This is a genomic window from Olsenella intestinalis, assembly GCF_023276655.1.
GTDB classification, from domain to species: Bacteria; Actinomycetota; Coriobacteriia; order Coriobacteriales; family Atopobiaceae; genus Olsenella_J; species Olsenella_J intestinalis.
The window spans coordinates 854,972-865,155 of the sequence record NZ_JALGRK010000002.1; the positions used below are offsets into that span (position 1 = coordinate 854,972).

At 67.0% G+C, this 10,184-nt stretch carries 10 protein-coding genes; 6 read left to right on the plus strand and 4 right to left on the minus strand.

The features are described 5' to 3' along the window. Positions 1–12: 12 nt before the first annotated feature. On the minus strand, positions 13–681 hold the full coding sequence (locus tag M5D76_RS08355) for a Pr6Pr family membrane protein (RefSeq protein ID WP_248922928.1): 669 nt from the start codon (positions 679–681) through the stop codon (positions 13–15). Continuing rightward, positions 678–1,727 (minus strand): putative ABC transporter permease, encoded by a 1,050-nt coding sequence (locus tag M5D76_RS08360; protein ID WP_248922929.1) that lies wholly within the window; start codon positions 1,725–1,727, stop codon positions 678–680. The genes M5D76_RS08355 and M5D76_RS08360 overlap by 4 nt, the downstream gene beginning before the upstream one ends. 212 nt (positions 1,728–1,939) lie before the next feature. On the opposite strand from M5D76_RS08360, the gene M5D76_RS08365 reads away from it, so the two are divergent. The 3 genes from M5D76_RS08365 to M5D76_RS08375 all read left to right on the plus strand — a co-directional run bounded on the left by M5D76_RS08365 (position 1,940) and on the right by M5D76_RS08375 (position 4,820). After that, positions 1,940–3,496, plus strand: a complete 1,557-nt coding sequence (locus M5D76_RS08365) for a putative ABC transporter permease (protein WP_248922930.1) — start codon at positions 1,940–1,942, stop codon at positions 3,494–3,496. Between the two features lie 108 nt (positions 3,497–3,604). Beyond that, a complete protein-coding gene (locus tag M5D76_RS08370) occupies positions 3,605–4,270 on the plus strand; it encodes a M15 family metallopeptidase (protein ID WP_248922931.1) in 666 nt (221 codons plus the stop codon). A gap of 172 nt (positions 4,271–4,442) precedes the next feature. Further along, on the plus strand, positions 4,443–4,820 hold the full coding sequence (locus tag M5D76_RS08375; protein ID WP_248922932.1) for a hypothetical protein: 378 nt from the start codon (positions 4,443–4,445) through the stop codon (positions 4,818–4,820). A gap of 52 nt (positions 4,821–4,872) precedes the next feature. Here M5D76_RS08375 and M5D76_RS08380 read toward each other — a convergent pair whose 3' ends face one another. After that, positions 4,873–5,499: a hypothetical protein gene (locus tag M5D76_RS08380; RefSeq protein ID WP_248922933.1), complete on the minus strand. Its 627-nt coding sequence runs from the start codon at positions 5,497–5,499 to the stop codon at positions 4,873–4,875. Positions 5,500–5,691: 192 nt separating this feature from the next. Here M5D76_RS08380 and asnA point away from each other — a divergent pair, with 192 nt between their 5' ends. After that, complete coding sequence (asnA, locus tag M5D76_RS08385; RefSeq protein ID WP_248922934.1) at positions 5,692–6,693, plus strand: aspartate--ammonia ligase; 1,002 nt, start codon at positions 5,692–5,694, stop codon at positions 6,691–6,693. On the opposite strand, the gene M5D76_RS08390 is transcribed toward asnA, so the two are convergent. Beyond that, positions 6,690–7,346: a nuclease-related domain-containing protein gene (locus M5D76_RS08390; protein WP_248922935.1), complete on the minus strand. Its 657-nt coding sequence runs from the start codon at positions 7,344–7,346 to the stop codon at positions 6,690–6,692. The two genes, asnA and M5D76_RS08390, sit on opposite strands and share 4 nt — an antisense overlap. A 373-nt stretch (positions 7,347–7,719) precedes the next feature. Here M5D76_RS08390 and M5D76_RS08395 point away from each other — a divergent pair, with 373 nt between their 5' ends. Together M5D76_RS08395 and M5D76_RS08400 are read left to right on the plus strand one after the other, a co-directional pair. Next, the gene (locus tag M5D76_RS08395; protein WP_248922936.1) at positions 7,720–8,010 is read left to right on the plus strand and encodes an STAS domain-containing protein; all 291 of its coding nucleotides are present in this window, start codon (positions 7,720–7,722) and stop codon (positions 8,008–8,010) included. A gap of 9 nt (positions 8,011–8,019) precedes the next feature. Next, positions 8,020–10,107, plus strand: a complete 2,088-nt coding sequence (locus M5D76_RS08400) for an ATP-binding SpoIIE family protein phosphatase (RefSeq protein ID WP_248922937.1) — start codon at positions 8,020–8,022, stop codon at positions 10,105–10,107. Positions 10,108–10,184: the final 77 nt, after the last annotated feature.

A 10,184-nucleotide genomic window follows, 5' to 3' on the forward strand; every position in this document is an offset into this window, starting at 1 on the left:
GTCTGGTCGGGGTCAGCGGCGGGCGAGGCGCGCGAGCAGGCGGTCGATGCCGACCATCACGAAGCCCAGGGCGACGAACGCGACGAGCATCGAGAGGCAGAACAGCGCGACGCCACCGGCGCCGGAGAGGGCGGGATCGAGGAAGGTGTAGGGGTAGCGCGTGACGTCGGCGGTGGTGCCGCCGCCCATGTCGTGGCCGAGCAGGCCCACGCGCACCATGACGACGACGAGGTAGGCCAAGACGAGCGACATCCACGCGAGGGGTCCCCAGAGGGGCATCCGGCCCTTCTCGTCGAACAGGAGCCAGTCGAGCAGCGCCATGATCGGAACCACGTAGTGCAGGACGACGAGATGGAGCACGAGCTGGCCGTTCTGGAACATAGCGTCGAAGAGCATGAAGTGCGCGATCAGCATCGTGACGACGAGCGAGACCATGGCGGTGTACTTGACGGCCGGCGCGAAGGTGACGGCGTCGTCGTCGGCGCGGCGCACGACGAGCCACACGGTGGCGCAGGCGAAGTAGCCCCACGCGAAGAGGTTCGAGACGTTGGTGAACATGTTCGGGAAGCCGCTCAGGTAGTGACCCGCCAGGATGCCCGATCCATCGAGCAGGCCCCAGGTCGCGAAGACGAGAAGAGCGAGCTTCCACGCTATGGACAGTGCCTTTGACTTGACTCTCATGAATCCTCCCTGTCACAAGTGGCGCCGGCACCGGCGTCGCCGGCGGTGTCGGCGGGCAGCGCGCGGTTCCTGGGAATGACATGGTATATGAGCTCGAGGAAGACGAAGAAGGAGCCCAGGCCGACGAGGGTGCCGTCGAGCACGGTGTCCCTCGCGCCGTCGACGAGGGCGTCGAGGCGCGGCAGCAGCCTCCAGGTCGCCCACGTGGCAATCACCGAGTAGAAGAGCGAGTTCTGCAGGCAGACCTGCCCCATGAAGTGGAACTTCATGTCGCGGTAGTCCCAGAGCTCGTAGTTGCGGTTGGCGACCATGCCGGTGCCGAAGTCGATCGAGGTGCAGACTACCTGGTTGAACAGGAAGCTCAGGCAAATCGCAAGCGGCTTCACGTAGCGGCCCGCAATGTAGCCCATCTCGCTCTGCCGCCCGATCCTGCGATGCAGGGCGCGGCGGACGGGCAGCAGCGTGAGCTCGGCCAGGACCGCGGCGGTGCCCTCGGCCGGGAACGGGAAGAGCCACTGGTCCCAGAGCATGTGGTTCCCGCGGTCGTAGCCACCCTTGAAGATGCCGTGCTTGATGCCCAGGCAGAAGAGGATCTCGACCCAGTGGCCGAGGATCGAGAAGGTCATGTAGTAGAGGCCGAGCTTGCGCGCGAGCGGCCAGACGGGAACGTCGACGAGGGGCCCGACAAGCGTCGGCGCGCCACTGCGGCGGTCGCGCTCGGCATAGGCGGCAAGGCCGACGAGGGCCGCCGAGGCGGCCGCGTGGGCGACGGGCATGGCCCTGTTGAAGACCCCCTCGCGCACGGAGTCGCGCCGCCAGGTCCGCGTGACGTAGGCCCCCGTGCGACGCCTGTTGATGGCACCGAGCGCGACCGTGCCCACGGCCGTCGCGACGGCGACGGGAAGCGCCGCCTTCGAGCGACGGTGCGCGAGCCACGCCGTGAGCGCAGAGCCCACGACGCTCGCACCGGCGCGCCAGAAGCTGAGGTCGTACGGAAGGGCGTCAGGGTCCGACGCCGCGCCGTAGGCATACCAGGAGCCAAGCATCTCGAACCCCCTCCCGCGTCCGGGCGAATGACATGGGGACATTGTCGCATGAGGCGGCCCCGACGCCGCGACGCTCTCCACGGACGGCGCCCAAGCAAGCCCCCCGCTCGCCGCCGCGACACCCCACGGGCGGAAAGCCCCTCGTACAATGGCTACAGGCTGACGACATGCGGCCGCTGGCGCGGCCCGAGCTGAACCAATGAGGTGAAAACATGGCACAAACGGACATCGACGCCGCGGAGCGTGCGGTCGGCAGGGCCTTCACCACAGGCCGGGGCGACCGAGCAGCGGTCACCAGGCAGGCGAAGGCAGACGCGGAGAAGGCCGTGGAGATGGCCGACGTCGCCATCGAGTCGGACGAGGCTGCCGACGAGGCGGCGCGCATCTCCGTCATCGCGTCCGGCATGGGCGACCGCGAGAAGGCACGCGCCGCGAGGGCGAGAGAGCGTGCGGCGAGGCGCAAGGCCAAGGAGGACCACGCCTCGGCAACGAAGTCGGCCCGCAAGGCCTACGAGGCGATCAAGTTCAGCGACCCCACGAAGCTCGGCTTCATGCGCTTCGTCCAGATCATGTTTCTGGTGCACATCATCGCGACCCTATTCCTCCTGGTCATGACGTCACGTGACACCATCGTCTACAACTCCGCGACCTACATCGACTGGATCACCGTGATCCTCGAGGGCGTTGCGTTCTACTTCTTCTGGAACCGTTACAAGCTGGCGCGCCCCCTGGTCATCGCGATCGCGGCCATCGCCATCGTCGGCAACATAGCGTCGGGAATCATCAGCAACCGCCTGATCTTCGCCGACCAGCTGTGGCGCAACGCGTACTACATCTTCCTGATCCTCTACTTCACGTTCTCGAAGCGCGTCAAGTCCGTCCTGATCAACGACCTGTCGCAGGACAAGGGCAACGCCGACGAGAACTTCGTCATCGACCGCACCGGCTGGCCCTTCATCCGCAACCTGATCATCTACTTCGTGGTCTTCTCGGTCCTGGGCCACTGGATGGAGGCGGCCTTCTGCCAGCTCATCAGGCTCGGCATCGTGGCGGGCGAGTTCCACCCCGAGAACACGATGCTCTGGCGCGACTGGTTCTACCCCTACCCGATGCACGGCACCGCCGTCATCCTGATCGCGCTCATCCTCAACCCGCTGTTCGAGCTCCTCAAGAAGAAGCTCAAGAGCAAGTTCGCCCCCTACGTGATGAGCTTCGTCATCAACGGCCTGGTCTGCACCCTGATCGAGTTCTGCGGTGGCCTCATGTTCAACGCGCACCTCGAGAACTGGGACTACTCGAACATGCCCTTCAACTTCATGGGCCAGGTGTGCCTCCAGAACGCCGTCGGCTTTGCCATCGCGTCGTCGGTCATCGCGTGGTGGCTCTACCCCGCCATGGAGCGCATGATCGCACGCGTGCGCCCGGCCACGATGAACATCGTCTGCGTGGTGGTCGCGATCGCCGGCGGCATTCTCTTCTCGCTCTACGCGATCAGCCCTCCCGCGGGCATCGACGCCAACGCCATCAACGAGCAGGCCAACGACACGAAGAGGCAGCAGCTCGAGAGCATCGTCACCATGGAGGAGATCACGCGCGATAGCAACCGGGCGCTCGGCGACAGGGTCGGCGAGGCGACCGACGCGCCCCAGAGCCTGCGCGACGGCATCAAGGAGCGCACGCAAAGGATCGACCAGGAGCTCGAGCAGATCGACAGCGAGCTGCAGGCCCAGATCCTGACCGTGTCAGGCGGCACCGCCAAGGACAACTAGCGACAAGGATCCGGCACCAGTCGCACGCGGCCGGGGCGACCCCATGGGGTGCGCCCCGGCCCTTTCCGTATAATGTGCCCATCATCCAACGACATCCAGGAGCACCCCATGGCCGACGAGACGAACTTCAGGAAGATGGCGGAGAGGGACCCCTCGGGGTTCGTCGTCCTTGGCAACGTGGTGCCCGGCATCATCCAAGAGATCCGCTACCACTCCACCTACAACTTCATCGGCGACAGGATCGACGGCTACGAGGAGCCCGTCGCCCTCCTGACGCGCGAGGCCGCGCGAGCCCTCACGGACGTGGCGCGCGAGATGGAGCTCGTGGGATATCGCCTCAAGGTCTTCGACGCCTACCGTCCCGCGACGGCGGTCAAGCGCTTCGTCACGTGGGGCCTCGACGACCTCGACATGCGCATGAAGCCCTTCTTCTACCCCGACCTCAAGAAGGAGACGCTCTTCGAGCGCGGCTACATCGCCACGAGGTCGAGCCACAGCAGGGGCAGCACCGTCGACCTCACCCTGCTCGAGATGGCCACCGGGCGCGAGCTCGACATGGGCAGCCCCTTCGACCTCTTCAGCGAGAAGTCCCACCCCGACTTCCGCGGCATCACCGACGAGCAGTACGACAACAGGATGCTGCTCAGGGGCGCGATGCTTCGCAACGGCTTCGAGCCGATCGACTGCGAGTGGTGGCACTTCACGCTCGCCGACGAGCCCTACCCCGACACCTACTTCGACTTCCCCGTCTCCGCGAGGTACCTCAGGCGCTAGGGGCGAGCGCCCGCGCGCCACGGCGGACGGGCGCAAGAGGCCGCACGCTCTTCTCGGCCGCCGCCTTGCCTTCGCCCGCCGAAAGGGCAGCCGCCACGCACGCCAAATGCGGCACGGTTGTAGGAAGGGCGCGCGCACGAGGCGCGGCAGTCGACTCTCACGGGAGGTCACGATGGGTGGCTTGATGCTCGACAACAAGATGGACAACGCGATCAAGAACGCGGTCCAGAACGCGATGCACGAGGCCTTCGGCGACGACGCGACGGAGATCGTGAAGCACATCAACAAGCTCGCCGAGCGCCAGGGTGGCAGGAACATCGCCGAGAACTACCAGCTTTTGGGCAAGCGCGCACTCATCGTCGCGGGCGTGACCATCGTCGGGATCCAGGCCGTCGTCTGGGTCGGCCGCACCCTCATCGCGCGCAGGGCCGAGGCGCAGCGCGTCGAGAGGATCGTCCGCCGCGTCCTCGAAGAGGAGCGTGCAAAGGAGGCCGCCGCGGCCATGGACGCGCAGCGTGCCGAGGAGATGGCCGCCGCCGGGCAGGCATAGCGCGGGCGAGAGGAGCGCACGGCCGTGCCCGCGGCCGGCACGCGGCGATGCGTCACCCCATCGCAAAGAGGCCGCTGAGCGCCCAGATCACGAGGCCAAGCAGCCACGAGGCGAACACGATGCCGCCCGTCACGACGGGGGCCTTGGTCCATCCCCAGCGCAGCAGCAGGTAGATGTCATAGCGCGAGAGGTCGCGCTCGTCCCTGTGGCGCATGATCCAGAACAGGTACCAGATCGCGTAGAGCGAGCAGGGCACGATCGAGACGAGCGTGGCCGGAAGCGAAAGCTCCCCCACGGGCGCGAACAGCACGCAGTCGGCGCAGGCGAGCAGCGGGAGGACGAGCCTCGTGAGGAGGTTCCCGCCGGCGAAGAGCTGGCGCCAGCCCACGAGGGGCACCAGGATGGTCACCGACGCGGCGAGCGTGAGCAGAAGCGAGGACGCCGCCGAGAGCTTGAGGGCGAGCAACCACTCCGGGGCCGCGGTCGCGTTGTCGATCGTCCAGACGATGTAGAGCACCGACACCACGGCGGAGAACAGGTTCGAGAGGACGGCGAAGCGCCTCAGGCTGCGCGGAGCCTCGACGCCGCCGATGTTATCGGAGCCAACGCCGGACAGCAGCATGACCCAGGCGACCAGCGTGAGAGCGACGATGATCCCGTTGATGACAAAGCTTGTCACGTGCGCTCCCCCTCCCGAATCGCGCACAATTGATGTCCCAAAATGATACGCCACTGGCGCCCTCTCGGATGCGCACATCGACCGTCGTTGCCGTTTGATTGCAGACTGGCTTCCATTTCGGCCAAAGCCTCCCACGGGCGCCCGGACGGCGCTATCGTGTGTCGCTAAGTCAGGCCAACCAAAGGAGAGGATATGACAACCATACCCGCGGGCTACACCCCCCAGCTAGCGCAGTATGACACCCAGCGTGCCATCGAGCGCATCAAGCACGTCTTCCTCGCGAAGCTGTGCGCCGCCCTCCATCTCGTGCGCGTGACCGCACCCCTCGTGGTCGATCCCGCGACCGGCCTGAACGACAACCTCAACGGCGTCGAGCGCCCCGTCGGCTTCGACGTGCCCGCCGTCGGCGCCGACGCAGAGGTCGTGCACTCCCTCGCAAAGTGGAAGCGCTTCGCGCTCAAGCGCTACGACCTCCACGTAGGCAAGGGCATCGTCTGCGACATGAACGCCATCCGCCGCGACGAGGAGCTCGACAACCTGCACTCCATCTACGTCGACCAGTGGGACTGGGAGAAGGTCATCGCCGACGACGAGCGAACCATCGACTACCTGCACGACACCGTGGGCCGCATCGTAACGGCCATCTGCGGCACCCTCGACGAGCTCAAGTGGTACTACCCGCAGCTCGAGTGCGACCTCAGCCGCGACATCACCTTCGTGACCGCCCAGGAGCTCGAGGACCTCTACCCCGAGCTCGAGCCGAAGGAGCGCGAGGAGCGCTTCGTCCGCGAGCACCACACCACCTTCGTCCAGGGCGTCGGCGGCAAGCTCCGCTCCGGCAAGCCCCACGACGGCCGCTCCCCCGACTATGACGACTGGGACCTCAACGGCGACCTGCTCTTCTGGGACGACGTCCTGGGCTGCGCGCTCGAGGCCAGCAGCATGGGCATCCGCGTGAGCCCCGAGTCGCTCGACCGCCAGCTCACCCTCGCCGGCGCCGACGACCGTCGCGAGCTGCCCTTCCACAAGATGCTGCTCGCCGGGGAGCTCCCCAGCACCATCGGCGGCGGCATCGGCCAGAGCCGCCTGTGCATGCTGCTCCTCGGCAAGGCGCACGTCGGCGAGGTCCAGGCCTCGGTGTGGGACGCGGCCACGGTCGCCGCCTGCAAGGACGCCGGCATCCAGCTGCTCTAGCGCCCCGATACGTAGCGCTTGACCTGCTCCACGTGAGCATCCTTCGCCGCCTTGGTCGATCCCTCGACCAGGGCGGCGATCTTCTCGACCAGCTCGTCCATCCGAGCCTCGTCGAAGACCGTCCCGCGCGAGGCCATGTCGGCCCGTAGGCGCTCGAGCAGGCGCGGGCGACGGCAGACCACGTACTCCTCGCAGTCGTCGGGCACCTTCTTCAAGGTGCAACGCTCCGAGAAGACCACGTACGAGCGCATCTGCTCGCGTTCGACCCCCAAACACGCCGCGAGGGCGCGCACGTGCGCGCGGTTCTGCATGATGGGGTTGTAGAAGCGCTCCTTCTTGCCTCCCTCGAGCGTCTGCGTCCACTGGCGCTGGCCCTCCGACCCGAAGATCCACCCGCTGTAGTTCTTCGACTCGATCACGTACAGGCCCGTCTCGTGGAGGAGCAGGACGTCGACCTCGGACTCGTCGGTCGGTCCCTTCTTGCGCGGCACGAGCACGTTGCGGAACACCTCGATGCGCCCCGGCAGCTTGCCGTGCTCGATGCCGTACTCGATGAGGTACTCGCCCAGGCCGCCCGTCCCCTCCCTCATGGCGACGACGACCTTCCTGAACAGTCCGGGCTCCTCGCCCTTCAGACGCGCAATGAAGCTCACTCGCTCCTCCTTCTCCTCAGGCGCCGCGCGGCGAGCACGAGCGCAAGCGCAAGCAGCGACGCGCACGCGGCCGCAAGCGCAGCGAAACGAGCGACCTTGTCGCGTTACCTCTCATGTGATGCGTCCCTTCGGGGCGTCTGGCGCGCGGGCGCCCTGTGCCACAAATTAGCTGCATTGGTATGAAAAGCTACCAGAGCACCAGCTCAGGCGCGATGTGCGGTCGCCGTACGCGCAATGGGGGCCGCCAGCGGGGCCTGCCGCTTCCCACACGGGTGCCCGGCGCCCGCGGCGCGCACGAGGTCGTCGGGCGGACGTCGCGGCTGCGGCCGCTCCGCGTCTCCTATACTGTGTCCATATTCAGAAAGGGGCACCAATGGACATCACCTCCACCACCGAAGGAGCCACGACCACCATCGAGCTGGACGGATGGCTCGACACCTCGACCGCGCCCGAGCTCGCCGAGGCCATCGGGCAGCTGGACGACTCCTGCGAGAGGCTCGTGCTCGACTTCGCAAAGCTTCAGTACATCTCGTCGGCCGGCCTGCGCGTGCTCGTGAGCGCGCACAAGAAGATGAACGGCGAGCTCATGATCAAGAGCGTCTCGCCCGACGTCATGACGGTCCTGCACATGGCCGGCTTCGACAAGCGACTCAACATCTCCTAGGAGGAAGCAATGCGCCGCTCGATCCTCAGGCGCTACGTTCGCTTCAGCGCCATCGCGCTCATCCTGGCGATTGCCGCCTCCGTCGGCATCAGCCTCATGTACAGCACCAACGCCGTGATCGACAGGAAGCAGACCGAGGCCGTGGTGACGGCGCGCGAGGCGCAGATGCTCCTGCTCGCCACCGACACGGACGGCAGCGGGTCGGCGCTTCCCATGGAAGTCAGCAGCCAGGTCGACGACCTTCCCTCTCCCGGATCGGCGGAGGGCGAGGGCGACTCGGGCTCCAGCGCCTCAGGCGAGACGGCCGTGGCAAGCACGGGAGGCTCGGCCACGAGCAAGCCCGCGGACCTGGACGACGAGGCGCTCGCCCTCCTCAAGCGCAAGCTGCGCAACCTCTGCATCGCCGTGGACGGCGAGGTGCTTGCCATCTACGACGTCAACCCCGACGCAACGACGGCCTCGACCGTCCAGAGCGCCACGGTCAACGAGAAGGTTGACGCGGAGCTTCCGGGCGAGTGGGCGCACGGCGGCAACGTGGAGGGCGTGCCGGAGCAGATGCTCGCGGCCGCCCGCGACGGCTTCTCCGACGACCCCGACTTCATAAGCACGTCGTCGCTGGGCTCCTCGATTGGCTGGTACTTCCCCATCCAGCTGCAGGGCAGCGACAAGATCTACGTGCTTGGCGTCTTCTTCGACGCGGACCACGAGCGCACCGAGATCGTGGGCTACGCCCTCGCCTTCGCGATCCCCCTCGCGATCATCATCGGCCTCGTCATCCTCTTCGGCCTTCTGGCCATCAAGCGCGACGTGGCAGATCCCCTGAAGAAGCTCTCCGCGCGCATGCGCAGCTTCATCCAGGACGGCGTGCATGCCAGAGACGAGAAGCCCGTCAGCAAGACCTCCGAGATCGCCGGCATCGAGGCGTCCTTCAACCAGATGTCCCACGACATCGAGCTCTTCGTCGAGCACATCCGCAAGATGACCGACGAGCAGTCGCGCGCCGCCGCCGAGCTCAACGTGGCCCGCCGCATCCAGCTCGGCCTCGTTCCGCCCGTGCGCGAGCTTTCCGGCGAGGGCTTCGACTCCTTCGCATTCGAGAGGACCGCGCGCGCCGTGGGCGGCGACTTCTACGACCTGGCTCTTCTCGGCGATGGCCGCGTGCTGTGCATGATCGCGGACGTGTCCGGCAAGGGCGTGAGCGCGGCGCTCTTCATGGCTATGGTGCTGACGCTGCTGCACGAGAAGCTCGTGGACTGCGACGACCCCGCCGTCGCCCTCAACGAGGTGAACGACCTCGTTGCCGCCAACAACCCCGAGAACATGTTCGTCACGCTGGTCGCGGCGATCTTTGACCCCGCCACGCGCGAGCTCACCTTCGCCAACGCGGGTCACACGCCGCCGCTTATCGTGGGCGGCGCGTACGTGGACGTCGACCCCGGCTTCGCCCTCGGCGTCTTCGAGGACGCGGGCATCGTGTGCCAGAGGGTCACGCTCGAGCCCGGCCAGGGCATCCTCTTCTACACCGACGGCGCGACCGAGGCCGTGAGCGCCGACGACTCCTTCTTCGGCGAGCAGCGCCTCGCCGAGGCCGTCCGCGACCAGGTGGGGGCCCAGGGGGCCGTGCGTGCCGCGGTCGACGCCGTCGACGTCTTCGCGAAGGGTCGCGAGCAGTTCGACGACCTCACGCTGCTGGCGCTCTTCGCGACCGGCGACGAGAGCGAGACCTGGGAGGCCACGGTCGAGCCGAGCCTCGACGCCTTCGACGAGATCAGCGACCACGTGCGCGAGATCTGCGGCGAGAGCCCCAAGACGAAGATGGTCCTTCTCGCCTGCGACGAGATCTTCACCAACGTGGTGAGCTACTCGGGCGCAAGCGGCGTCGGCATCTCCATCAGGCGCGAGGGCGGATCGCTCACCGTCGCGGTATCCGACGACGGCGCGGCCTTCGACCCGCTCGCACGCGAGAGGCACGAGCTCGTGTTCGACGAGCTCGACCAGGGAGGCATGGGCCTCATGCTCGTGCGCAAGGTCACCGAGGACATCGCCTACGAGCGCGTGGACGAGAAGAACGTGCTCACCATGCGCTTCGCGCTCTAGCCAGAGCCAAGCCCACGGAGACGAAACGAGGGGGGGAGGGTCCACGCGGGCCCTCCCCCTCTCTCTTGCGCACGTCG

Bases quoted from the DNA above. Each gene is read 5' to 3' on its own strand.
- asnA (WP_248922934.1), top strand. From the start codon at position 5,692: ATGACAACCATACCCGCGGGCTACACCCCCCAGCTAGCGCAGTATGAC.
- M5D76_RS08360 (WP_248922929.1), bottom strand. From the start codon at position 1,727: ATGCTTGGCTCCTGGTATGCCTACGGCGCGGCGTCGGACCCTGACGCC.
- M5D76_RS08365 (WP_248922930.1), top strand. From the start codon at position 1,940: ATGGCACAAACGGACATCGACGCCGCGGAGCGTGCGGTCGGCAGGGCC.
- M5D76_RS08400 (WP_248922937.1), top strand. From the start codon at position 8,020: ATGCGCCGCTCGATCCTCAGGCGCTACGTTCGCTTCAGCGCCATCGCG.
- M5D76_RS08355 (WP_248922928.1), bottom strand. From the start codon at position 681: ATGAGAGTCAAGTCAAAGGCACTGTCCATAGCGTGGAAGCTCGCTCTT.
- M5D76_RS08395 (WP_248922936.1), top strand. From the start codon at position 7,720: ATGGACATCACCTCCACCACCGAAGGAGCCACGACCACCATCGAGCTG.
- M5D76_RS08375 (WP_248922932.1), top strand. From the start codon at position 4,443: ATGGGTGGCTTGATGCTCGACAACAAGATGGACAACGCGATCAAGAAC.
- M5D76_RS08370 (WP_248922931.1), top strand. From the start codon at position 3,605: ATGGCCGACGAGACGAACTTCAGGAAGATGGCGGAGAGGGACCCCTCG.